The organism is Roseburia sp. AM16-25 (assembly GCF_003473825.1).
GTDB lineage: Bacteria > Bacillota > Clostridia > Lachnospirales > Lachnospiraceae > Pararoseburia > Pararoseburia lenta.
This window is the reverse complement of the sequence record NZ_QUCW01000006.1, coordinates 14963-38741: the sequence shown is the minus strand read 5'-3', so window position 1 is coordinate 38741 and position 23779 is coordinate 14963. Positions and strand designations below refer to the sequence as shown.

Here is a 23779-nt window from a genome sequence, read left to right as displayed (position 1 = left end):
ATCGTACTGACGATATATAGACACAGGTCTGCTGTGTCAGCTACTCCCTTTTATCTAAGCAGATCGTAGCAAAAAAACAATCCGTCTGTCAAGTCCTATTTATCTCTTTTTATCGACAAAAGTCTCCGTCACGCGCGGCAGGATACCGTGAATGTAGGCGATCATGACTCCGTAGTTGGTGATCGCAACCTTCTGGCTGTCCCCATAGGAGATACGATAGCGCATTTCCTGTAAAGGCAGGGTACAGCCGCCACAATGCACGACCAGTGCATAAGGCGAAAGATCCTTGGGAAATTCTGTTCCACTGGTAAAGGCAAAATGCAGGTCTTTACCAGTGTATTCCCTGATCCAGCGCGGCATCTTGACCGTACCGATATCATCGCACTGTCTGTGGTGGGTACAGCCCTCGGAAATCAGAACCGTATCGCCATCTTTCAGATCCTCAATCGCCTGCGCACCGGCGATCTGCACTGTCAGATCTCCTTTGTAACGCGCCATCAGTATAGAAAATGAGGTCAAAGGAATGTCTTTCGGCACAATCTTTGCCACTGTCCCAAATGCCTGACTGTCGGTCACAACAAGGCGGGGCTTTTTGCCAAGGGCTGCCAGCGCCTGCGACAACTCGGTATCCCTGACCACCACCGGAATGGCACCTGCCTCCAGACTGTCGCGGATGACCTGCTGCTGCGGCAGGATCAAGCGCCCTTTTGGCGCAGCGAAATCAATCGGCACGACTAAAACAACCAGATCTCCTTCCTCTAAGAGATCACGGATCAAAGGTCTTTCTGCCTCTTTGGGCTGTAATTTTGCCAATCGCTCCTTTAATTCCCCGATCCCCTGTGCCGGATCTGTACTGACCGGACAGACTTTAGCAGGATCGACCGCCAGTGCCTGTGCGATCTCTCCTGCCTTTTCATCGATCTGCGCCGGATCTGCCAGAAGGTCTGTCTTATTTAAGACAATCAGATAAGGCAGACCACGTTTTTTTGCCTCTGCCAAAAGATCTTGTTCCAGATCTCCTACCATAGTATCTGCTGCGATCACAAGCAGAAGAACATCGGTCTGGCGGAGCATCTGCAGACCTTTTTCCATGCGCTTTTGCCCCAGTCCGCCTTCGTCATCCAGTCCCGGCGTATCGATCAGAACGACCGGTCCGAGAGGCAAGAGTTCCATTGCTTTTTTGACCGGATCTGTCGTCGTACCTTTGACTTCCGATACGATAGCGAGATCCTGTCCCGTGATCGCGTTGATCAGGCTGGATTTTCCCGCATTGCGCCTGCCAAAAATGCCAATGTGCATGCGCTCTCCGCTTGGTGTCTCATTCATACTCATAGATTATTCCCTTCTCTTCCCAAACGTTTTCTGCTGTCATATCAGACTTTCGTCACATTTAGAAACGGAAGTCGCGGTTGCCCTCGTGGATCTTTTCGATATACTCGGTCGCCTTTTCCTTTACCTTTGGATTGGTGATGACTTCCAGTTCTTTTTTGATCAGAGCCTCTCCCACTTCCTTAGTCTCCGGGCTTGCGTAATCTTCCAGATATTCTTTCAGGGTCATAAGTGCATTTGGATGGCAGCAGTTGACGATCTGCTTGCTCTTTAAAAGAGACATGAAACGGTCACCGGTTCTGCCTTCACGATAACATGCCGTACAGAAACTTGGCACATATCCCATATCCATCAGCCACTTGACAACTTCATCCAAGGTACGATTGTCACTGACATCAAACTGTGCTGAGTTGTCCTCCTCTGCTTCCGGCTCAACATAGCCACCGACACTGGTTCTGGAGCCGCCACTGATCTGGGAAATACCAAGTTCCAGTACGCGCTCTCTGCTCTCCTTGGTCTCTCTGGTAGATACGATCATGCCGGTGTATGGCACAGCGATACGGATGCAGGCAACGATCTTTGCAAAGGTCTCGTCCGAAATACCATTGTCAAAAACATCCGGGTCAATATCATCTGCACGACGCACACGCGGTACGCTGATGGTATGCGGTCCACAGCCCTTGGCTGCCTCTAAGTGCTCTGCGTGCATAATGATTCCGGTAAAGTCGTAACGGTAATTGTTGAGTCCAAAGAGAACACCAAGCCCTACATCATCAATACCGCCATCCATTGCACGATCCATTGCCTCGGTGTGGTAAGCATAATTACTCTTTGGTCCGGTCGGATGCAGTTTTTCGTAAGATTCCTTATTGTAGGTCTCCTGGAAAAGGATATAAGTACCAATACCAACTTCCTTTAACATACGGTATTCTTCGACAGTTGTTGCCGCGATATTGACGTTGACGCGGCGAATATCTCCATTTTTATGGTGAATACTGTAGATTGTCTTGATACTTTCCAAAATATACTCGATCGGATTGTTCTTTGGATCTTCGCCTGCTTCAAGTGCCAGACGCTTATGTCCCATATCCTGTAGAGCAATAACCTCAGCGCGGATCTCCTCCTGCGTCAGTTTTTTTCTGTGAATATGCTTGTTCTTTGCGTGATATGGGCAATACTCACAGCCGTTGATACAATAATTGGACAGATAAAGCGGAGCAAACATAACGATACGGTTGCCGTAGAACTCCTGCTTGATCTCTTTTGCCAACTGATAGATCTCCTCATTCTTGTCTTCCAGTTCGCAGTCTAAAAGCACGATGGCTTCCTTGTGGCTGATCCCTTTCATCTTTCTTGCCTTGTTCAGGATCTGGTCGATCAGTTCCCGATTGTTCTTGTTCTTCTCAGCGTAATCGAGACACTCGCGGATCTCCTTATCGCTGATGAACTCCTCTGCCTTTGATGACATTACATCATACATTCTTTTTTCCTCCCTTTTTCTATGTGTCTTATGTTATAGTCCGTCTCATTTATCCCTTGTAAAATCGACGGTTGTTTGTAAAATTAAATTTTCTTATAATTTCAGCACCTATTAAACAGGTGCATCGCCACGGTCTACGACCAGTTCATAACCTATAGACTGCATACGGTTTCCCAGACAATGACGACACTCTGCCGCCTCATCTCCGGTGCAGATCTTATTATCATACAACTCATACTGTTTGCGCACGCTAGTCGGCGACAGATTTGGCATGACGACATTGGCTCCCGCCAAGATCCCCTTTTCACGCCCGCGCGGATCGATCGTCCCCAGCGCTGTCGTTGCCGGAAGCAGCAACTTTGGCTGTAAAAGCCGAAGCAGTGAAATCAGATACAGGGTCTCCTCCACAGTCCCCTGTGCCTGGTCTTTCAGGGGTGTCTCGTGGTGAGGCACAAAAGGTCCGATCCCCACCATTGCCGGCTGTAAGTTCTGGATAAAGACCATATCCTTCGCCAGCGTATGTGGCGTCTGTCCCCGGGAACCGACCATAAAACCGCAACCCACCTGATAACCTAAGTCTTTTAAGGTATAAAGGCATTGGATACGGTGGTCAAAGTCCATTTCCTGCGGGTGCAGGCTCTTGTAATGGTCTTTATCCGCTGTTTCATGCCTTAAAAGGTATCTATCTGCCCCTGCTTCTCTCATTAAGCGGTAACTTTCTTCACTTCTTTCGCCAAGAGACAGGGTAATGGCGCAATCCGGGTGACGCTCCTTGATCTCCCGGATCAGATCACACATGACCTGATCCGTATAGTAAGCATCTTCTCCCCCCTGCAGGACAAAGGTGCGAAAACCCAGTTCTTCCCCAATATCTGCGCAGGATAAGATATCCTCCCGGCTCAGGCGGTAACGTTCAACCTGCCGGTTATCCCTGCGGATGCCACAATAATAGCAATTATTCTTGCAGTAATTGGAAATCTCGATCAATCCTCGCGTATAGATCCTGTTGCCAAAGATCTCTTTGGACCTCTGACGGGCAATTTCCGCTGCATATTCTGCCACTTGATCGCATCGTCCGCGGATAAGTTCTTCCCATTCATCCAGACTTAGTGCATTTTCTTTATCTAATTTATCAATCAATGCTTTGACATCCTGCATTGCCAGTGCCATAGGCATTTCTCTCCTTTTTCTCTTTTCTTTCGCTATTATCCAAGCGTCACTTACTGCAATTTGGAATAGACGGCTTTTGCCGTTACCCCCTCAATATTGCCGATCTTTCCTGACATGGCACTGATCACATCCTGGGGTGCATCTACGGCGACGCTGATCAGTGAGATCCCGCGTTTTTCATAAGGGATCCCCATGCGCCCGATGATATATTTGCCATATGCATGCAGGACGTGGTTGAGTTCTTCTGCCTTGTCACGCTCCTCCACCACGATCGCAAGAATTGCTACTCTGGTATCCATCAGTATGCTCCTTTCTTTTATGAAGAGTGTGCTTTTACCTATAATATGAAAAAGTCCCTGCATCCAAAGATACAGAGACTTTCCCTATCAAACACCTATAAAATCCCGTATCTTTACGCTCAGGCTGCCCTTTGCGCGCAGATGACTTTAATTCATAATGTAAAAAAGGGAGATACCTTGATCTCCCTGAAATTGTCTTTCATAGCGTTACCTCCACAGCCTGCTCAACCCAGGCACCCTTGCGGCACCCGGAAACTCCTTCTTAGTGCTGCTCCATTCCTGACCTGACACGATTCGTAGGCATCCGTCGCGCAAGACCCAAGTATCAACGCCACTTGTGGAGGCCGCCATTTGCATTGTATGGGATTATGACACATTTGTCAATCAAAACCCATCATTCTATCAACCTTCATATGATCTTGCGGATTTTCCTCCCTAAAACTGCTTCTTCTGCTCACGCAGATCTGCGAAAAATCCGCTTAAGAGGGCTGAACACTCATCTTCGAGGACACCGCGCTCAACCTCGACCTGATGATTGAAAGCATCCATCTGTAAAATGTTAAGGACGGATCCGGCGCAGCCCGCCTTGGCATTCATGCTGCCGATAACCGCTTTTTTCAATCTCGCCTGCACCATAGCACCTGCACACATCTGGCATGGCTCAAGGGTCACATACATGGTACAGTCCTCCAGTCGCCAGTCACCTGTCTTTTTACATGCCTGCTTCATTGCGATCAATTCCGCATGGGAAAGTACATTCTTGTCCGTGTTGCGCTTGTTGTAGCCCTTGCCGATGACTTTATCATCGCGCACGATCACGCAGCCGATCGGTACTTCGTTGAGATCGTATGCCTTTTTTGCCTCCTTGAGTGCCATCTTCATGTACTTCTCGTCATGTTTTTCCTGTCTGTTCTTTTCGATTTTCTCTTTCAGTGCCATATGGTAAAACCTCCACCAAACTGTTATAATGTTTTTTGATTGGTTTCATTATAACACGATAAGAAATGGAGTAACACTATGACTGTAAAAATATATGGAATGCAGAAAACAACCTTGGTTGATTATCCGGGGCGTGTTGCTACAACCCTCTTTACCGGAGGCTGTAACTTCCGCTGTCCTTACTGCCACAATGGTGATCTGATCGTCGGGCTGAACGACATCAAACCATACACAAAAGATGATATTTTTGATCATCTGCACAAAAGAAGAAATGTCCTGGACGGCGTTGTCATCAGTGGTGGAGAACCGACCTTGAACCGGGATCTTCCGGACTTTATCCGCCAGATCAAACTCCTGGGCTACAAGGTAAAACTGGACACCAACGGGACCAACCCTGACATGCTCCGCTCTCTGGTCAAAGACCGCTTTGTGGACTATGTTGCCATGGATATCAAGCAATGCCGGACAAAATATGCAGATATCGTCCACGCGGATGAGTTTGATCTGGATGCGATCGCCGAATCGGTGGAGATCTTAAAAGCTTCCAAAAAAGTCGATTACGAGTTCCGCACGACTGTTTGCCAGGAACTCCATGAGGCAAAAGATATGACCGCTATCGGTATGTGGTTATCCGGTGCCAAAGCCTACTATCTCCAGCCATACAAGGAATCGCCGGATGTCCTGCACCCGGGATTTCACGCACCGGACGATAAGACCATGCAGGAATTTGTCCAAATATTATCCGCCTTTCTGAATAAGGTAGAAATCCGAGGTTAAGTGAGTGAATTTTGAACAGACGACCGACCGCCTGATTCTGCGTATCCTTTCCGCAGATGATGCCGAAAAGGTACTACAATTTTACAAAGACAACGCTGCGATCTTTGAGCAGTTTGAACCCCTGATCGGAAATGACTTTTACAGTCTGGAGCATCAGAAAAACCTTTTGACCTACGAGTATCAGGAGATCCTGAAGTTACATATGCTGCGTTTCTGGATCTTTGAAAAAGATAATCCCGACCGTATCATCGGCACGGTCAGTTTCCACAACATTTCGCCGAATATCTATTCTTCTGCTCAGTTAGGCTACAAGATGGATCAGCATTTCTGGCGAAAAGGCTACTGCTACGAAGCGATCAAGGCAGGCATCCGTATTGTTTCGGGAGACATCGGCATCCGCCGCTACGAGGCACTTGTACTGCCGGACAACACCCCCTCTATCTGCCTTTTGAAAAAACTGGGCTTCCACAAGGAAGGTCTGCTGGTAGATAAGGTATTTTTGCAAAATCGCTGGCGCGATCATTATCTCTATGGTTATATCGTTCCGAAAATGTAAGTGCAGAAAGGAGACCTCATGTCACAAGTAACCAAGCGTGCCCTAGAGACATCACTGAAAAATCTTCTTTTACAAAAGCCGCTGGATAAAATAACGATCAACGATATTACGGCAGATTGCGGTATCAACCGCATGACCTTTTACTATCATTTCAAGGATATCTATGATCTGGTGGAATGGTCCTGTCTGGAAGATGCCGAGAAAGCCTTGAACAACAAAAAAACCTATGATACCTGGGAGCAGGGGCTGTTACAGATCTTTTACGCTGTGCAGGCAAATAAGCCATTCATCATGAATGTCTACCACTGCGTCAGCCGGGAACGTGTAGAAAAATACCTCATGCCCCTGACCGATAAACTCTTAGTCGATGTGATCGAGGAGCAGTCCGAGGGACTCTTTGTCAAGCAGACAGACAAGGATTTTATCGCACAGATCTACTCCTATGTCCTGGTCGGGCTCATGTTGGACTGGGTCGCCGATGACATGAAAGAAGACCCGGAAAAACTGGTCGAGCGTCTTGCCATTGTCATCCAGGGAAACCTGTCGGCAGCCCTACATCGTCTATGTGACCACTGATTTTATCAAAAGACCGGATTTGATAAAATTATTTACAATCATACCCCCATGATAAAAAAATTATCATGGGGTCTTTTTTGTTTATTTTCCTTTTTCTTTGACAAACCTATACTACAGGTACCAAGAAATGAAGGAGGTAAACATTATGTATTACTCAGCAGGAACTTATGAATCATTCGCACATCCGGAGAAACCGGAGGGTGTCGACAAAAAATCCGCATACATCATCGGAACCGGACTTGCCGGTCTGACCGCAGCCTTTTATCTGGTGCGTGATGGTCAAATGAAGGGCGAGCATATCCACCTTTTGGAAAAACTGACCCTCGCCGGCGGTTCATGCGATGGAAGAAAAGATATTACCAAGGGCTTCTTTATGAGAGGCGGACGTGAAATGGATAACCACTTTGAAGTCATGTGGGATATGTTCCGTGACGTGCCTTCCATGGAAAACCCGCAAATCTCTGTTCTGGACGAATATTACTGGCTCAACAAGCATGACCCGAACTATTCTCTCTGCCGTGCTACCGTAAATCGCGGTCAGGACGCTCACACAGACAAGAAATTCGGGCTGGATAAGGCAAGCGCACAGGCACTTTCCAAACTCTTTATCACACCGGAAAAAGAATTGGAAGGCAAGAAGATCTCCGAAGTGCTGCCGGATTCATTCTGGGATACCAACTTCTGGCTCTATTGGCAGACTATGTTTGCTTTCCAGCGCTGGTCAAGTGCCCTGGAGATGAAGCGTTACCTTTGCCGTTATGTACACCATATTGATGGGCTCCCGGACTTTAGTGCCCTTCGTTTTACCAAGTACAATCAGTACGAAAGCCTCATCATGCCGCTTGTCAACTATCTGACGGCACATGGAGTACAGATCGAGTACGGCATGGATGTAAAGAATGTTGTCATTGAAACGGTCGGCGACAAGAAGGTCGCACGCCAGATCGTATATATCAAGGACGGCGAGGAGCAGACATTGGATCTGGTAGAGGATGATCTTGTATTCATCACAAACGGCTGCTGCACCGATACTTCCTGCTACGGCGACCAGACCCATGTACCGGATCTTTCTAAGGTAAAAAATGGTGCCGGCGAGTCATGGGATCTGTGGAAAAATATTGCAAGACAGGCAAAGCACGGTGAATTCGGTAACCCGGATAACTTCTGTGATGACTACGAAGCAACTAACTGGATGAGCGCGACCGTTGCCACTTCCGATGAAAAGATCATCAGCAAGATCAAGGATATCTGCAAGCGTGATCCGAGAGACGGCAAGGTAACGACCGGTGGTATCGTCACAGTAAAGGATAGTACCGAAAACTGGTATCTGTCCTGGACCATCAACCGTCAGCCACAGTTCAAGGCTCAGGATAAGAATATGGTCCTTGTCTGGCTCTATGCCCTCAATACCAACAAGGAAGGAAACTTTGTAAAGAAAGCCATGCGTGACTGTACCGGTAAGGAAGTCTGCGAAGAATGGCTCTATCATATCGGCGTGGATCCAAAGGAGATCCCGGATCTGGCAGAAAATGCCTGCAACACAACCACATGCTTTATGCCGTTTATCAATGCTTTCTTCCAGCCAAGAAAGAATGAGGATCGTCCAAAGGTCGTACCGGAAGGCTCTGTCAACTTTGCTTTCTTAGGTCAGTTTACCGAGACACCGAGAGATACCATCTTTACCATTGAATACTCTATGCGTACCGGTATGGAATCTGTTTACACACTACTTGATATTGACCGCGGTGTTCCTGAAGTATGGGGAAGTAAATATGACGTGCGCGAACTCCTGCGTGCATGCTACTATGCAATCGACAAGAAACCGATCACAGATGTAAAACTTTCCTTTGCAGAAAAAGAAGCCCTGAAAGTCCTGCTCAAGAAGGTCAAGGGAACCGATGTGGAGATCCTGCTGAAAAACAGCGGTCTGATCGAATAAGCCCATCATTAAAAAATAAATCTTGAATTAAGAAAACGCCAAAACTGGCTCTGCGTCGGCTTTGGCGTTCTTTTTTCTTTTATTTATTTCTTTTCGGATTCTCTGCGGATATCCCGGTCAGTGCCACATAGACATCCGCTAAAGATACGATCTGGGCTGAGATCGTTTTGTCATAATTATTTATCCGCCTTTCCGCGAAACTACCTATATACCAATATAATAGACTTCTGTCCTACTTTGGTATGTATTTTTTCATAATCCGTAGTAAATCTTTTTTAATGATAGGCTTGGATATGTGTTCGTTCATGCCAGCCTTGTAACTGCGCTCCTTGTCATCACTAAAAGCATTGGCTGTTATGGCAAAGATCGGCACACTCTTTGCATCCGACCGATCCAGGGCACGGATACAGCGCGCCGCATCCAGTCCGTCCATGACCGGCATCATAATATCCATCAGGATGATGTCATAGGTGCCGCCCTCGGATTGCAGGAAACAGTCTACTGCCTCCTGTCCGTTCCATGCCTTGGTCACAGCCGCGCCCGCATTTTCAAGGATAAACTGCGCAATCTCCATGTTGAGATCATTATCTTCTACCAAAAGAACATGGATGCCATCCAGACGGATGTCCTGGTCCTCGCTGTCCTCCTTATCCTCCACATGGTCGGCAAGTTTGAAACGCAATTCTATGGTAAAGGTCGTTCCCTGCCCCTGCTGGCTGGTAAAGTGGATGCTGCCACCCATCTTTTCCGTCAACTCCTTGGCGATCGGCAGTCCCAGACCGGTTCCGGCATAGGAAGTTCTGGCAGATGCATTTTCCTGGGCAAACGGCTCAAAGGCACGCTTTTGAAATTCTTCCGACATGCCAAGTCCGGTGTCCTGACAGGTAAAGACAAAGATCACCATCTTTCTGGTCGATCCGGTTTCCTCTACGCTGACATGCACAGTCCCTCCCTCACGGTTGTACTTGATGGCATTGCTCATGATATTCTGCAAGATCTGGCGCAGGTGCAGTGGACTGCCTAAAACATTCCAGTGTACCCCCTTGCAAACGTCCACCTGAAAATCGACCTGGCACTCTACCGCCTGTACCTCAACCAGTGATACCGTTTCCCGGAATAATTCCAAGAGGTCAAACGGCTTTTGCTCCAGACGCACCTGGCCGGACTCCAACTTATTCATATCCAGCACATTATTGACCAGATCCAAAAGGAAACTGGAAGCGCTGACGATCTTCTGACGACATTCCTCCTGCTTTTCCTCGTCACCTGCATAATATCGGCTGATCTCGATCATACCCTTAATGCCATTGATTGGTGTCCGGATATCGTGGCTCATCCGTCGAAGGAAGTCTGTCTTTGCCACGCTTGCACGCTCTGCATGTTCCACAGAACGGCGCAGACTGTTCTGATAGTGGATCTCCTTTTTCTTCTCGGTCGACACATCCCGGCACAGAAAGATAACTTCCTGTAATTTTCCGTCCTCATCATATTTTTGCGGCACAAAAAACAGTTGTTCCCACTTGGCATTTTTTTCTTCCATGACACAGGAAACATAGGTCTTACCTGCGACACGCGCCGCCATATCCGCCATATCCGAAAAGCGCAGAAAATCCTCCTGATAGGCTTCAGTCAAAACATGCTCTGCATATCTTTTCAGCATATATTTTACGTCACTGCCCTGACTGAGCGCACTCTCCATCTTATCCGCGGATTTTAAGACCTTCCAGGAGTCCGTCCCCAAATCTATGAGCAAAACAAAACTATAGACCCGGCTGATAGAACTGATGGTACGCAGTTGCTCTGCACTTTTTTCCCGGTTCTTTTCTTCCTGTTTATAACGCAGGAATAAGAAAAGAATACAGGCAAGCACATACAAGATGATCCCAAAACTTTCCGTCATGATAAAGGTGGAATAGACCTTGACCTCCGGGAAAAAGATATAAATATCATAGCCTTCCACCCGGCGCACATCGCCACACAGATGTCTGCCATTTATCGTCAGGCGGATCAGATTACGGGTCTGGTTCAATTCCCCAAAATCTTCTGCACTCATCTTTAGCCAGTCCTGTAGGCATTTGCCTTTGAGTTCTTCATCGTTGGTACTGATAATCTCATCCCCGGATGCAATGACAGCCGTGCCCTTTAATTCAAAGATAAAATCATCTAAAAGCGTTTGTATGCTGATCTCGTCCTTGGCAAAGATCTCTCTTTTTTCCGATAAAACTGCCACACAGCCCGCCTGATCCTGCCGGGAAACAATGGCAAAATCGTACTGGCTACCCCCGATATCCATACGGGTCGCATAAGAATTTTCCGGATAGTGGGATGCATCATACGAAACATCGTTATTCAAAAATTCATCCCAGACAGACTCATCAATCTCTCCCCAACCGTATGTCGGCACATTGTCCGCATCCGTTACCAGAATACCGTCCAGACGCTGCTCATAGGCATACTGCTCTAAGAGAGCATCTGAGGCTTCCTCCCGCTTTAGGCAACGGCTCAACTCCTTTGCCTTGTCCAAAAGACGGACCTCGCTCTTGGTGCGGTCTCCGACCTCATAGTTATTCCATCGCACGATCCTGGACTTGATCGTGTCAAAACTTTCATCCATGACATAATATAGTCTGGCGCGATCACTCTGTATGATGATCATACCACTGATCAAACTAACGGCTATTCCTAAGATTAAGAGAAAGCATGCCAAACTGATCTCTTTGTTTTTTCTCATATCTCTACTCTGCATCTGCGTCACTCCAAGCGCGGTCTGCGCTCATGCCGTATTTTTCCAGTATCTCCCCTGTGGTTCCATCTTTTTGCATCTCCTGCAAGGTCCGGGTCAGTTCCTCTGCCAGTTCTTCGTGTGTCCCCTTTTCAAAGGCAACGCCAAGTTCGGACTCATAAAGACTTTCATCCAGCATGTAAAACTCGTCCGGCATAGAATCCATAAAAAGGCGCAATGCACTCTCATGTCCCGCAATGGCATCACAATAGCCCTTGCGCAGACAGGCATACACTTCATCTAATGTAGAAAAACAATAAACCTCATCCACCTGTGGTATTCTGGGATCCTCATGGTTGAGCAGGATCTCCTCCGGCTTGGAGGACACCTGCACGGCAAAGCGCTTGCCCGCAAGATCCTGCAAGGTCTTGATGCCGCTTTCCTGACGTACGACCACGACCTGACGGCTCTTTAGATAGGGGCCCGCCCAGGTGTACTCATCCTCACGTTCAGTCATGGTAAAGGATCCCCAGAGACAGTCAATCTGTCTATCCGCCAGATATTCCTCCTTTTTCTCCCAGACAATATTGCGAAAGACCGGTTCATATCCCATGCGCCCAAAGGCTTCTTTGGCAAGTTCCACGTCAATGCCTGCTGCATTTCCGTCTTCATCCACATAATTGTAAGGTTTATAATCGTCACTGCCTATGATGATCTGCGGTAAGGTGTCCTCTGCCGCTGCCGGACTGCTTCCACAGCCTGCCAGCCCTAGGACCAGCCCTACACAAAGCACCAGGCTTAATAATCTCTTTTTCATGCTCTTTCTCCCCATACGGTCAAAAATCCATTATTCTGCGTCCTCTTGCATTAAGCGGGTCACAGCATCCTGGATCGTCTGATACTGATCGTCCATTGCCTCCATCAATTCTTCTGCACCTTCAAACGTTCCGGCACGAAAGATCTCTGTAATGTCATAAGAAGTATGATAGAGATCCGAAAATCCCAAATTTAGGCAAACACCCTTTAAGGTATGTGCTGCCCGGAATGCATCTTCCACATTTTTCTCCGCTACTGCTTTTTTCATGTCTGAAAAACTCGGATCATCCAAAAACTTGATGGCAAATTTCTTGACGATCGCCTGACTTCCTCCAAATCTCTGAAGCACATCCTGCCAATCTGCTCCGATCATCTCATAACATTCCTGTACGGTCATTATCCGTCCTCCGTATTCTATGTATTTTGCTCTGTCTAAACGCAATTTATCCTATAGGTATAATTCACCTATGTTATTGCTTCATTATATGCCTGCTTTTGCAGAAAGACCAACACTTTTCACTCTCAAAAGCCAGCATACACCAAATTCCTATCCTTAGGTGGTTATTCCTGTCGAAAAAAGACGACAAAATATAAAAAAGAGGAATGTGTAAATCTCATACACATTCCTCTATCTTTTTAACTTCTATAAATCCGGCTTAGCCAAAATATCTGTCAAGCAGACCCTTTAATGCCTTACCATGTCTTGCCTCGTCGCGAGCCATCTCATGTACGGTATCGTGGATAGCGTCCAGATTGTTCTTCTTTGCACATTTTGCAAGATCAACCTTTCCTGCGGTAGCGCCAAATTCGCAATCTACTCTCCAAGCCAGGTTGTCCTTGGTCGTAGCCTTCATGTTTGGCTCAAGGTCCTCGCCTAACATCTCAGCGAACTTTGCAGCATGCTCTGCTTCTTCGTATGCTGCCTTTTCCCAGTAAAGTCCGATCTCCGGATAGCCCTCGCGATGAGCGATACGAGCCATGCAAAGATACATACCAACTTCTGAGCATTCTCCTTCGAAGTTTGCCTTTAACTGATCGAAGATGTACTTCTTGTCCTCTTCGCTGATAGCGTCGTTATTCTTTACCGTCTTAGCATATACGCCATATTCATGCTCAGCAGCAAGTGTCAGTTCTTCGCCTTCTTTGACTTCCTTAAACTTGTCAGCACCAACATGACATACCGGGCACTCCTCTGGTGGCTGCTCGCCTTCATAAACATATCCACATACACTACATACATACTTTGCCATAATTCTTTTCTCCTTTTCTTTACTTATGATGATTCTTAATTACTTACTGTTCCCTTTCGGTGATCTTAATATAACACCTCACCAATGAAATGTCAATAGAAAGTTAGGAATTATTATTATTTTTTTCTTTATCCAAACAGGCAGGGCATTTTCCAAAGAAAACTACCTGGCTCTGTTCGATCGTGCCGCCAAACCCTTGATTTGCAAGGGTATGCAGAAATTCCAGATTATCCATTTCCAGATCTAAGACTGACTGACAGTAGTTACAGACAAAATGCGGATGCTCTGCTGTGTTGGCATCGTAATGATCCTTGGCATCGTTGCAAGGGATACGCTGCACCTGTCCGGTTTCCTCTAAGACCGTCAGATTTCGATAGACCGTCGCAAGGCTGATCTTTGGGTAATCCTGCTGAACTGCTTGAAATATGGTCTCTGCAGTGGGATGCTTCTTCGTCGAAAGCAGATAATTATATATGGCTTCCCGCTGCCTGCTATAATTCAGAGTTTTCATAATTTCAACCTTTCTTTATCTTAAACAAATCAGTAACTATTATCAATTTAACATGGCAACTGCTATTTGTAAAGCGTTTTATGCAATTTGAATTTTCGATGAACGTTTTATTACGTAAAAAGAAGACGATGCCACAAGACACCGCCTTCCAAAACCGTCTTCAATTGTCATTATACCAAGAGGTCTGTTCGTTCTTTGCTTTCCTCGATCTTTTCATTCAATTTCTTGCAAGGAATACTGATAACCAGTCCAAAGAGCAGAGCGACTCCGATATAGGCTGTCATTTCTGTCAGATACATCCAGTAGTCATTGCCATGCATACCTGCGATTGCCTCACGCAAAGCATTCATACCATGTGCGAATGGCATATATTTATAAAGATACTGGAATACCTTTGGCAATACTTCTACCGGGAAGGTACCACCACTTCCAGCAACCTGGATAACCATAAGCACGACTGCTGCTGCCTCGCCGACATTGCCAAAGGCATATGCCAGAGAGTACATAAAGATGGTAAAGGTAAAACTGGTAAAGGATGCCGCAAACCAGAACATAAGCGGATGGTCACACTGGATACCTACATAGAGGATACATCCCAAAACAGTAATGATCGTCTGCAACTGTCCCATCAGGTAGAACACTATATATCTTCCGAAGAATTTCTGCCAATTCCGCAAGTTCCTGCATCCCGGATTGGTCTTAAGTCCGGTATGCATAATGGCGATCAGGATCAGGGCACCAAACCAGATAGATAAGATCACATAGAATGGTGCGGTTGCAGATCCGTTATTTGCCATCGCATAAATCGGCTCCTGATCCAGATTAACCGGACTGGAAATAAAGTCTGCGATCAGATCCGGGTCAGACTCGATCAGTGACATCAAAATGTTGTACTGGTCGTTTGACTCAATATCATCCATATCGGCGATCAGATCCTGCAGTTTGCCTTCCATCTCGATGGCATCATCCCTGGTTGCTACCAGTTTATCCTTGCCAAAAGACATCATATCCGGGTAAGAGTCCAAAGCAGATGAAACATCCTTGATGCTATCGCTGGAGTAGTTCAGGATCTTCTGGATCTCGCTGATCGATGACTGGATGGAATTCATGGTAGAGTTCAACTGTGGGTCTACCGTATCTTTATAGGTCGTTCTTAAGGCTTCGACGCTCTTTTTGCAGGTATCAAAATCTGCATGCAGGGACTGTGAGATTGCATTGGAATCTGCAGAAGTCTTGTCAGATGCTGCTTTTAAATTATCCAGATCTGCCTCAATCTTGTCAAAATCTGCATTGACTGCATCTTTTTGCTGTGTAATGGTTGAATTCATATTTACATTTTCCATTGCACTGTTGAAACTCGTCTGCAAAGCTTCGACAGCAAGTTTGATGGAGTCAATCTGGTCTGACATACCATTGCTTGTGTTATCTACCTTGTCAAAAACATCATCCACAGCATCTGCCATGTTATCGATCTGCTTTAAGACATCATCTAGGTTGACCGTCACCATATCCGAAACGGTATCAATGCTGCCGTCTGCCGCATCCGCTGCTGCATCTGCACTGTTTGCCATGCTCCGTCCGGTCTCCATAATGGAATCCAACTGGTCTGTCACAGCATTAGTCGCATCCATCAGACTGTTTGCGGAGTCAATAATGGCAATATAGGAATCTACGATCGTGATATAGGTATTCAGATCGGCATCCATATCATCCAATTTATCCCGGACGGCATTGGTAAAGTTGCCGCCATTGCCGCTATTATCTGTCACGACATACTCGCTCATGCTTAAGAGTGCCTGTGCCATGGTCGATACAAAAGCACTGTTGATCTCCTCCTGAACAGTCGTCTTTACCTTACCGGTAATCTTTGGCGCGATCGCGTTCTTTTTCTCATTTTCATAATAAGTGATCTTTGGATTCTCGATGTCTCCGCCAAGGAAACTGATCAGATCTTCCGAAAATGACTCGTCAATGACTAAAGCCGCATAATAATCACCGCTCTGTACGCCATCTACCGCTTCTTCCTCGCTATCTACAAAAACCCAGCCGATGGTCTTATTCTCTTTGAGGTTGCTGACAACCATATTACCGATATTTAACTCTACGCCCTCAATCTCTGTCCCTTGGTCGCAACTTGCAACTACAACGTTCAAATTGGCTGTAGATGCCTCTCCGTATGGATCCCAGTTGGACATGATGTTAAACCAGGCATATAAACTCGGAATAACCGTCAGACCAATGATCATAACAACTGCAACAACATTTGTTGCCAGTCTCTTTGCATCGGAGGTAAAAATCCGAATAATGTTTCTCATCTTATTCGTCCTCCTTTTCATCTGTATTTTTATTGTCCGGGCTGATCTTCTGGATCACTGCCTCTTTGAACTGCTCCTTACGCTCCTCGATCTCGGCACCGATTCTCTGTTTTTCAGCCTCTATCTTTTGCTTGCCTTCGTCAATGCGGTCATCAACATAATCTAATTTCTCGGAAATGTTGCTCTCTGCCTGCTGCACACCTTCACCGATCAGACTGGTGTCGTCATGCAGTTTATCAACATCCACGCCAAACTCTTTCATCTGCTCCATCATCTTGTAATCACTGTACTCCACATAGATCAGATAGAAGGCTATGCCAAAGAGGGAAAGGATCCAAAGGACCAAAAAGACTAATTTCCCTTCTGAAATGGCAAAACTCATGATCAGAAAGAAGAGTGGTAATATGATGTTGACTTTAAGACCAATACGGATTCTCTTTTGATTTTCCAGATGAAGATCCTGTTCATAATTGATGAACTTTTCATACATCTCTTTGTATTCTCGTTTTTCTGCCACAGTCCTACCCTCCTTACATCATTTCCGTATCTTCCAGACGCTTTTCCATGTAATGGTTGAGCCCCTCGAATGGGATACGGATCAAAAGTCCGATGACAAGACCTACACCTAAGAAGGTCAGTAACTTGAGCAGATAAACTACAATATCCGCCTCGTATAATCCACAGATACATTCACGCATAGCGTTGATCGCGTATGGGAATGGGAAGAAGATATATACCTTCTGGAAAAATTCCGGCAAAAGTTCGATCGGATAAGTTCCGCTACTTCCGGCAATCTGCAGCACTAAGATAACAACGGCAATGGCTTTACCTACATCGCCAAAGGAGTAGACCAGTGCATAGATCAAAAGGGTAAAGGTCAGACTGGTCAGTGCGCCGACCACCCAGAACAAAAGCGGGTGAACACACTGAATCTTCAAGATGAAAAGATCACCCAAGACCGTGATCAGGGTCTGTACCTGCCCCATTGCGATAAAGAACATGCCTCTTCCAAAGAAAAGTTGTGTCGGTGTCGCATCCGGGTATTTTGATTTTGATACTTTTACTTTGACAATGGCTACCATGATGATACAACCTACCCATACAGACAAAACCGTATAGAATGGTGCAACTGCAGAACCATAATTTTCAATCGGATATACCGCAACGGACTCGATCTCTACCGGCTCGGAGAAGAACTCACCGTACATATCCGGATCACCGGTCAGTGTATCTACCAGTGCCTGCACACGCTCGTCGTCCTCGACGCTCTTTGCCTTGTCGATCGCCTTGGTCAGTCTGGTGCTGATCTTGGATAAGGCTTCTTTGGTCTTTTCCAGACTCTTATCCGAAGTAGAAATCGTTGTCTGCAAGGAAGAAAATACATTTCCCATGGAGTTGAGCACGCCGCTCATATTGTTCATGACCGTACTTGCATTGCCGATCACATCCTCTAAGTTATCCACGCAGGTATTGAGCTGTGGTACCAACTGGTTGTTGATGGTATTTCTGGTCGATGTGATATTGGAGACCGCCTTATCAATATCTGAGATCATGGTCGCCTCGGCATCCTTGATCTGCTGGGCGGTCGCATCATACTGTCCGTCCAGATCTGCCTGTTCTAATATCTTTTGCAGGGCATCCACGGCATCGGATAACCGCTGCAGGGTATTGACCACATCCGTATTCCCGTTTTCATCTGCAATGGACTGGCTGAGGGCATTGATATCTTTATTTAACTGGTTGGTATCCTTTAAGGTCTGCTGACAGGCATCTGCCATCTGATCAATATCACCGCTGATCTGCGCCTGCTTTAACTGATTTTCCATGTTTGTCAACATGGTGATCATGGTATCAACCGTCAGATTCATCTGATCTTTGTAGGCATTTAAGGTATTCTGGCTCTGCTGGATAGAACCGTTTGCCTCAGACAGACTTCCTGCGGAAGACTTGGTCTTGCCCTCCAGATCACTCACATCATCTGTGGCATTTGCAATATTAGAGGATAATACCGCATTTCCACTGATGACCTTGTCGATGGTATCCTGATAATCGATCAGATTGTCATTCAACTTCTCTAACTTCTCAATAAAGGCATCCACACCGCCTTCTTCCTCGATGTCGTCATACATATCATTGACATCTTCAAAGATGGTCTTGGTCATGACCTTTACAAACTCTTCGTTGATGTTGCTCTGTACGGTCGTAACGATGGTATCCGAGATCTTATTGGCTACCGGATTCTTTTTCTGATTCTGGTAAAAGATCAGGGTAGGTTCCTCTGTTGTGTTTACGAACATATTATACATATTGTATGTAAAATCTTTTTGCACAACGAGTGCTGCATAGTATTTACCGGATTCCACACCCTCAATGGCTTCATCCGCAGAATCCACGAACTGCCAGTCGACCTTATCGTTGTCTGCCAATTCATCCATGATGTCTTCACCGGTATTTTTGAACTCTCCGTCATCATCCGTATAACCCTGATCCAAATTGACAGCCGCTAACTGTAGATTACCGGTATTGCCGTATGGATCCCAGTTGGAATAGATATTGAACCATGCATAAAGTGCTGGTAAAAAACATACACCAATGGCGATAATCAGGGCAAACAGATTTTTTGCCAGATTTTTCACATCTGTAAAAAAGATTTGTTTGATCGTCTTCATGCCTTTATCCCTTTCGTATTTGTCTGATTCTTGATCAATTCTATTTTCTGTTTTCGCGTTAATTTTTTGATCGCCGCTTCCCGGCGCATTGCCTCTTCCTTTGTGACATATTCCTCATGGTAGACCATTTCCACCGGAAGACGCGCTTTTGTATATTTGGCACCCTTGCCCGCATTATGCGTTTGCAGGCGTTTGGCCAGATTGGTCGTATAGCCTGTGTAGAGTGAATCGTCGCTACACCGGAGTATGTAGGTAAAATGCTTTTTATCAGTCATGATTGGCAAACCTCTCTACATCTCCCAAATGCCCCAGTCGGATGCTGTTTCTGGAAACCTTCTTTACCTGATAGAGAAGTTCATCTGCTGCATGCAGATAGTCCCAGACCTTGTTTTCCTCTACGGGAACACCCCAGCAGATGCCCTGTGAAATGGTCAGAACCTCTGCCGCCTTGGAATATTTATGCTCTACCGCCTGACGCAGGATCATCTGTTTCAGATGTTCTGCCCACCGATAGGTCTCTTCTTCTGACATCCCGGAGTATATGAGGACAAACTCATCCCCTCCATAGCGGGAACAGAAAACTTCCCCCTGATGCTGCATCTGCATGATCATGCGGGATACCATCTTAAGCGCCTCATCTCCTGCCTGATGTCCGTAATTATCATTATATTCTTTGAAATAATCAATATCTAAGATCTCAATGCCAAGTGGTGTCTGCTGTTCGCGTGCACGGATAAAAGCATCTTCTCCGTATTCGTTTAGTTTGTAGCGGTTGTAGAGTCCTGTCAGAGGATCTGTCTCTGACTTGCGGTGGAGGGCAATATTTTCCTGCTCCACTTCCCAGTTGATCTGCGCCAGATTGTTGAGGGAATTACGCATGTTGATCATGCTCGCCACCATGACGCTGTTTTCTTTTTCCATCTCCTCAGACAACTCATAATAGGTCACGGCCACCTTCTGGAAATTGTCCTGATCCTCTATGGCTTTATAGTAGCGAACCAGCAGCGTCAGCAATTTTTTCTCCAGATTGCGGATATTGGTCTGCTTGGTCAGTTCCTCGACGATAAAATAGCAATCCTTAAAGTCCTCATAACGCTTGCCATCCAAAAGCATACGCATATACTCATAGAGATCGTCGTAAACATCCATGATCGGCACTTCTTCTTTCAGATAGTCACCGATACGCCTTATCTCACGCAATAAGGCATCTTCCTGTTCTCTTTCATAATAAAAACGCGCCTGAAAACATGACACAACAAGCCCATCGACGTTTTGCAGATATGGCTTGCACTCTTTTTCGATCTTGTCATTGTAACGCGCTGCCGTCGCAAACATTTCCTGACCGGATTCCTCCTTGCCCATGCAAAGATATGCCTTGGCAATATTGAGATATGCCGCCGTCAAATGCTCTATGTAACCGGGCATGGTCGGATTCACGATAATATAGTGATAGCCGCTCTCCAGGTGGTCAAGTGCCTTTTGATACTCATGGATGTTCAGATACAGGGAACCGATATTCATATGTACGATCCATTCCAGATTCGGCAGTCCGTATTTTTCACAATAGGAAAGTGCCTTCAAGTAATAATCCATGGCATAGGGCGCGTTGCCGCGATTTAGGGACATGATGCCCAGCATATTGTTTGCCATCACGACATATCCCCACTCCCCGATCTTTTCCATGGAAGGAATACACGCGATCATCTGAACATAAAAGTTTCTGGTGTCATTCATTAAATAATAGGTCTCGCCCCTGGAAAAGCAGGCAAAACCTATCAATGCATCGTCGTGTATCTTACGTCCGTATTCTTCAATCTTATCGCAGTTCTCCATAAGACGCTTAGAGTCTCTGCCCCGGTCAGACTGAATTTCTTTTATCCAATTTTGAACCTCTTGCATATAAAGACTGATATTCATACGCCCATTATAAACCTGTCATTTTGAAAAATCTATTACCGAATTTTTCTTATTGTTGCAAAAAATCCTGCGGATTTACTGGGTTTCCATCCTTTCGCAACTCAAAATACAGGTTTGCTCCTTCTGCTGAATAATATTTTGATGGCTGGCTGATATATCCTATGCACTGGCCTGCTGCAACATACTCGCCTGTTGCAACCGGAATCTCCTTCAACTGACCATAGACAGCCTCGTAACCATCTCCCAAGTCCATTGTTACTGTCGTTCCCGTTTTTGCATCATTTAAAATGGATGTTATCTTTCCCGCACAGGCGCTGACGACTTCGTCATTGACCTCTGCTCCGATGATCAGTGCCGGGTTGCACTGGTATTGCTGTAATGTCTTAAAATACACCGTCTGCTCCATGCTGTAGTCGATCAGCACCTTGCCATCAACCGGCCAGGTCAATTCGTCCGGGAAATGTAAGGTGATCGCGGATGTCTCTGCCACCTGCTCGATCACGCTCTGCTCGGCTGTCTGCTGGGAGTCCCTCTCTGCAAGGCTTGCCTCGTAACGCTCCTTTTGCAGGGCTTCCATATCTACAGTCGAGGTCTTTGGCTCTACCGTGCCAGATACCGACTGGCTTTCTTCCTCTGCAAGACTTTCCTGCTTTGCCTCCTGCCGCTGCATGACATTCTTCTGATAAAAATACATCAGCGTGAATCCAACCGTGGCAATAATCAGCATAATTCCCGCTATCTGATAGGATAAACGATGATTTTTTATATATTCACTCTGTCTCTTCATTCCACTACCTCCTACTCATAGGATGGCTGAAATGAAAGATTTTATACGATCAATGTACTTTCTTTTTTAAGGCTTCGCTCAGACGCGCAAATTCTTCCAGGGAAAGGGTTTCACCACGCACAGAAGCCGGATAGCCCAGTTCCTCGATAGTCGCGATAATGTCTTCCTTGGCGACCGGAATGGTCGGTGCATTGTTGAGTCCGTTTGCCAGTGTCTTCCGTCTCTGGTTGAAAGATGCGCGGATCACACGGAACAAAAATCCTTCATCCGTGATCTCAACCGGCGGCTTTTCGTGACAGGTCAGGCGGATCACAGAACTTGCGACCTTTGGCTGTGGTACAAAACAGGTCGGTGGCACGACACAGACGACCTCCGGCTTTGCAAAATACTGTACTGCCAAAGAAAGCGCACCGTAATCCTTGGTGCCAGGTCCTACCTGCATGCGATCGGCAACTTCCTTTTGTACCATAATGGTAATGGATGCCAGCGGCACATGGCTCTCAAACAAGCCCATAATGATCGGCGTCGTAATGTAATATGGCAGATTTGCCACGACCTTGATCGGCTTTCCGCTATTTTTTTCTCCGGCAAGGGATGCAATATCCACTTTGAGGATGTCCTCATTTAAAACCGTCACATTGTCGTATTCCTTTAAGGTATCGTCCAAGACCGGCAAAAGATTGGTATCGATCTCGACTGCTACGACCTCTCTGGCGGCTTCGCACAGATACTGGGTCATAGTACCGATACCCGGTCCGATCTCTAAGACAAAATCATCCTTTGTGATCTCGGCCGCATCGATGATCTTTTCCAGAATATGCGTATCGATCAAAAAGTTCTGCCCATATTTTTTTTGAAAATGGAATCCGTGTTTTTCTAAGACTGCCATCGTATAGGCTGGATTTCCTAAATATGCCATAGTAACTCCTAATTTCTATTGTAATAGACCATACATGTTTCTTGCATTGATCTCTGTCTGCTTTTCTACTTCTTCCGGCAAAATGCCGCGGATGGCTGCAATCTTATCGATCACATAGCGAATCTGCGATGAATCATTGCGCTTGCCACGGTTTGGCTCCGGGCAAAGATAAGGACTGTCTGTTTCCACCAGAATACGCTCAAGCGGAATCTCCTTTGCCGTCTCAACCAATTTTTTGGCATTTTTAAAGGTAACTACACCGCCGATCCCGATATAGTAGCCCATGGCAATGTATTCCTTTGCCATTTCCGGCGAATAGGAATAACAATGAATGACACCCGGGTGCTTGATATCCGGGTGGGCTTTTCCGAATTCCCGCAAAATCTCCATGGTATCTTCCGCTGCATCTCTGGAATGTATGATAAAAGGTTTTTCTAACTCTACTGCCAGATCCAACTGCTGACGGAACCAGTATTTTTGTGTATCTTTGCAGGCATGTCCCTCCTTGCGGAAATAATCAAGCCCGATCTCTCCGATGGCAAGAACCCTTGGATCCTGCGCCATCTGCCGGAGGCGGTCAATACAAGCCGCATCCATAGACTCCACCTCGTCCGGGTGCACGCCAACGGCTGCGTAAATATAATCATAAGACTGTGCTAATGCGACGCTGGATGCAGAAGATTTCATATCTGCTCCCACATTGACAACGATACCTACATTTTTGGATGGGAGAACTCTCAATAAATCCTCCCGATCCACATCAAATTGTCTGTCATCATAATGTGCATGACTTTCAAATATCATCTTT

Annotated in this window: 22 protein-coding genes and 1 other RNA gene; 4 read left to right on the top strand and 19 right to left on the bottom strand. The window is 46.2% G+C overall.

Translation table 11 applies throughout. The annotated features are described in order from the left end of the window. Positions 1–99: 99 nt before the first annotated feature. The 6 genes from hydF to tadA form a co-directional block, all read right to left on the bottom strand. Entirely contained in the window at positions 100–1332 is a 1233-nt protein-coding gene (hydF, locus tag DW183_RS11810; RefSeq protein WP_118282454.1) for a [FeFe] hydrogenase H-cluster maturation GTPase HydF, read from the bottom strand. A gap of 58 nt (positions 1333–1390) precedes the next feature. Continuing rightward, positions 1391–2809, bottom strand: coding sequence for a [FeFe] hydrogenase H-cluster radical SAM maturase HydG (gene hydG / locus DW183_RS11805; RefSeq protein ID WP_118282450.1), 1419 nt, complete (start codon positions 2807–2809; stop codon positions 1391–1393). A 111-nt stretch (positions 2810–2920) separates the two neighbouring features. Further along, on the bottom strand, positions 2921–3979 hold the full coding sequence (gene hydE / locus DW183_RS11800; protein ID WP_243069576.1) for a [FeFe] hydrogenase H-cluster radical SAM maturase HydE: 1059 nt from the start codon (positions 3977–3979) through the stop codon (positions 2921–2923). 50 nt (positions 3980–4029) lie between these two features. After that, complete coding sequence (locus DW183_RS11795) at positions 4030–4278, bottom strand: TM1266 family iron-only hydrogenase system putative regulator (protein WP_118282445.1); 249 nt, start codon at positions 4276–4278, stop codon at positions 4030–4032. 210 nt (positions 4279–4488) lie between these two features. Further along, an RNA gene (gene ffs, locus DW183_RS11790) (signal recognition particle sRNA large type) lies at positions 4489–4621 on the bottom strand. Between the two features lie 92 nt (positions 4622–4713). Further along, positions 4714–5217 carry a tRNA adenosine(34) deaminase TadA gene (gene tadA / locus DW183_RS11785; RefSeq protein ID WP_118282442.1) on the bottom strand — a complete coding sequence of 168 codons (504 nt, stop codon included), beginning with the start codon at positions 5215–5217 and terminating at the stop codon, positions 4714–4716. Positions 5218–5295: 78 nt separating this feature from the next. Here tadA and DW183_RS11780 point away from each other — a divergent pair, with 78 nt between their 5' ends. The 4 genes from DW183_RS11780 to DW183_RS11765 all read left to right on the top strand — a co-directional run bounded on the left by DW183_RS11780 (position 5296) and on the right by DW183_RS11765 (position 9065). Beyond that, entirely contained in the window at positions 5296–5994 is a 699-nt protein-coding gene (locus DW183_RS11780; protein ID WP_118282439.1) for an anaerobic ribonucleoside-triphosphate reductase activating protein, read from the top strand. A gap of 4 nt (positions 5995–5998) precedes the next feature. Continuing rightward, on the top strand, positions 5999–6550 hold the full coding sequence (locus DW183_RS11775; RefSeq protein WP_118282435.1) for a GNAT family N-acetyltransferase: 552 nt from the start codon (positions 5999–6001) through the stop codon (positions 6548–6550). 18 nt (positions 6551–6568) lie between these two features. Further along, positions 6569–7126, top strand: a complete 558-nt coding sequence (locus tag DW183_RS11770; protein WP_118282432.1) for a TetR/AcrR family transcriptional regulator — start codon at positions 6569–6571, stop codon at positions 7124–7126. A 145-nt stretch (positions 7127–7271) separates the two neighbouring features. Beyond that, positions 7272–9065 (top strand): oleate hydratase, encoded by a 1794-nt coding sequence (locus DW183_RS11765; protein ID WP_118282428.1) that lies wholly within the window; start codon positions 7272–7274, stop codon positions 9063–9065. A gap of 232 nt (positions 9066–9297) precedes the next feature. Here DW183_RS11765 and DW183_RS11760 read toward each other — a convergent pair whose 3' ends face one another. From DW183_RS11760 to DW183_RS11700, 13 genes are all read right to left on the bottom strand, one after another. Then, a complete protein-coding gene (locus DW183_RS11760; RefSeq protein ID WP_158573083.1) occupies positions 9298–11796 on the bottom strand; it encodes a hybrid sensor histidine kinase/response regulator in 2499 nt (832 codons plus the stop codon). A 4-nt stretch (positions 11797–11800) separates the two neighbouring features. Further along, positions 11801–12604 (bottom strand): substrate-binding periplasmic protein, encoded by an 804-nt coding sequence (locus tag DW183_RS11755; protein WP_243069575.1) that lies wholly within the window; start codon positions 12602–12604, stop codon positions 11801–11803. A gap of 30 nt (positions 12605–12634) precedes the next feature. Beyond that, complete coding sequence (locus DW183_RS11750; RefSeq protein ID WP_118282419.1) at positions 12635–13000, bottom strand: Hpt domain-containing protein; 366 nt, start codon at positions 12998–13000, stop codon at positions 12635–12637. 259 nt (positions 13001–13259) lie between these two features. After that, positions 13260–13853 (bottom strand): NADH peroxidase, encoded by a 594-nt coding sequence (locus DW183_RS11745; protein ID WP_118282416.1) that lies wholly within the window; start codon positions 13851–13853, stop codon positions 13260–13262. 103 nt (positions 13854–13956) lie between these two features. After that, positions 13957–14364 (bottom strand): Fur family transcriptional regulator, encoded by a 408-nt coding sequence (locus tag DW183_RS11740; RefSeq protein WP_118282413.1) that lies wholly within the window; start codon positions 14362–14364, stop codon positions 13957–13959. Positions 14365–14534: 170 nt separating this feature from the next. Beyond that, positions 14535–16679, bottom strand: a complete 2145-nt coding sequence (locus tag DW183_RS11735; RefSeq protein ID WP_158573082.1) for a YhgE/Pip domain-containing protein — start codon at positions 16677–16679, stop codon at positions 14535–14537. A 1-nt stretch (position 16680) separates the two neighbouring features. Next, positions 16681–17196, bottom strand: a complete 516-nt coding sequence (locus DW183_RS11730; RefSeq protein WP_118282406.1) for a hypothetical protein — start codon at positions 17194–17196, stop codon at positions 16681–16683. 13 nt (positions 17197–17209) lie between these two features. Further along, a complete protein-coding gene (locus tag DW183_RS11725) occupies positions 17210–19348 on the bottom strand; it encodes a YhgE/Pip domain-containing protein (protein ID WP_118282402.1) in 2139 nt (712 codons plus the stop codon). Continuing rightward, entirely contained in the window at positions 19345–19623 is a 279-nt protein-coding gene (locus DW183_RS11720) for a GIY-YIG nuclease family protein (protein ID WP_118282399.1), read from the bottom strand. Before DW183_RS11720 ends, DW183_RS11725 begins: the two co-directional genes overlap by 4 nt. Continuing rightward, on the bottom strand, positions 19616–21247 hold the full coding sequence (locus DW183_RS11715) for a GGDEF domain-containing protein (RefSeq protein ID WP_158573081.1): 1632 nt from the start codon (positions 21245–21247) through the stop codon (positions 19616–19618). The genes DW183_RS11720 and DW183_RS11715 overlap by 8 nt, the downstream gene beginning before the upstream one ends. A 67-nt stretch (positions 21248–21314) precedes the next feature. Beyond that, positions 21315–22052, bottom strand: a complete 738-nt coding sequence (locus tag DW183_RS11710; protein ID WP_118282383.1) for a M23 family metallopeptidase — start codon at positions 22050–22052, stop codon at positions 21315–21317. Positions 22053–22101: 49 nt separating this feature from the next. Next, a complete protein-coding gene (gene rsmA / locus DW183_RS11705; protein WP_118282381.1) occupies positions 22102–22971 on the bottom strand; it encodes a 16S rRNA (adenine(1518)-N(6)/adenine(1519)-N(6))-dimethyltransferase RsmA in 870 nt (289 codons plus the stop codon). A gap of 15 nt (positions 22972–22986) precedes the next feature. Next, positions 22987–23775: a TatD family hydrolase gene (locus DW183_RS11700; protein WP_118282378.1), complete on the bottom strand. Its 789-nt coding sequence runs from the start codon at positions 23773–23775 to the stop codon at positions 22987–22989. Positions 23776–23779 lie beyond the last annotated feature (4 nt).

What these genes read in the sequence shown, in the direction of transcription:
- DW183_RS11765 (WP_118282428.1), top strand. Translation starts at nt 7,272, where the DNA reads ATGTATTACTCAGCAGGAACTTATGAATCATTCGCACATCCGGAGAAA.
- DW183_RS11750 (WP_118282419.1), bottom strand. Translation starts at nt 13,000, where the DNA reads ATGACCGTACAGGAATGTTATGAGATGATCGGAGCAGATTGGCAGGAT.
- tadA (WP_118282442.1), bottom strand. Translation starts at nt 5,217, where the DNA reads ATGGCACTGAAAGAGAAAATCGAAAAGAACAGACAGGAAAAACATGAC.
- DW183_RS11795 (WP_118282445.1), bottom strand. Translation starts at nt 4,278, where the DNA reads ATGGATACCAGAGTAGCAATTCTTGCGATCGTGGTGGAGGAGCGTGAC.
- DW183_RS11710 (WP_118282383.1), bottom strand. Translation starts at nt 22,052, where the DNA reads ATGAAGAGACAGAGTGAATATATAAAAAATCATCGTTTATCCTATCAG.
- DW183_RS11780 (WP_118282439.1), top strand. Translation starts at nt 5,296, where the DNA reads ATGACTGTAAAAATATATGGAATGCAGAAAACAACCTTGGTTGATTAT.
- DW183_RS11740 (WP_118282413.1), bottom strand. Translation starts at nt 14,364, where the DNA reads ATGAAAACTCTGAATTATAGCAGGCAGCGGGAAGCCATATATAATTAT.
- hydF (WP_118282454.1), bottom strand. Translation starts at nt 1,332, where the DNA reads ATGAGTATGAATGAGACACCAAGCGGAGAGCGCATGCACATTGGCATT.
- DW183_RS11735 (WP_158573082.1), bottom strand. Translation starts at nt 16,679, where the DNA reads ATGAGAAACATTATTCGGATTTTTACCTCCGATGCAAAGAGACTGGCA.
- DW183_RS11770 (WP_118282432.1), top strand. Translation starts at nt 6,569, where the DNA reads ATGTCACAAGTAACCAAGCGTGCCCTAGAGACATCACTGAAAAATCTT.
- hydG (WP_118282450.1), bottom strand. Translation starts at nt 2,809, where the DNA reads ATGTATGATGTAATGTCATCAAAGGCAGAGGAGTTCATCAGCGATAAG.
- hydE (WP_243069576.1), bottom strand. Translation starts at nt 3,979, where the DNA reads ATGGCACTGGCAATGCAGGATGTCAAAGCATTGATTGATAAATTAGAT.
- DW183_RS11755 (WP_243069575.1), bottom strand. Translation starts at nt 12,604, where the DNA reads ATGAAAAAGAGATTATTAAGCCTGGTGCTTTGTGTAGGGCTGGTCCTA.
- rsmA (WP_118282381.1), bottom strand. Translation starts at nt 22,971, where the DNA reads ATGGCATATTTAGGAAATCCAGCCTATACGATGGCAGTCTTAGAAAAA.
- DW183_RS11720 (WP_118282399.1), bottom strand. Translation starts at nt 19,623, where the DNA reads ATGACTGATAAAAAGCATTTTACCTACATACTCCGGTGTAGCGACGAT.
- DW183_RS11745 (WP_118282416.1), bottom strand. Translation starts at nt 13,853, where the DNA reads ATGGCAAAGTATGTATGTAGTGTATGTGGATATGTTTATGAAGGCGAG.
- DW183_RS11760 (WP_158573083.1), bottom strand. Translation starts at nt 11,796, where the DNA reads ATGAGAAAAAACAAAGAGATCAGTTTGGCATGCTTTCTCTTAATCTTA.
- DW183_RS11715 (WP_158573081.1), bottom strand. Translation starts at nt 21,247, where the DNA reads ATGCAAGAGGTTCAAAATTGGATAAAAGAAATTCAGTCTGACCGGGGC.
- DW183_RS11700 (WP_118282378.1), bottom strand. Translation starts at nt 23,775, where the DNA reads ATGATATTTGAAAGTCATGCACATTATGATGACAGACAATTTGATGTG.
- DW183_RS11725 (WP_118282402.1), bottom strand. Translation starts at nt 19,348, where the DNA reads ATGAAGACGATCAAACAAATCTTTTTTACAGATGTGAAAAATCTGGCA.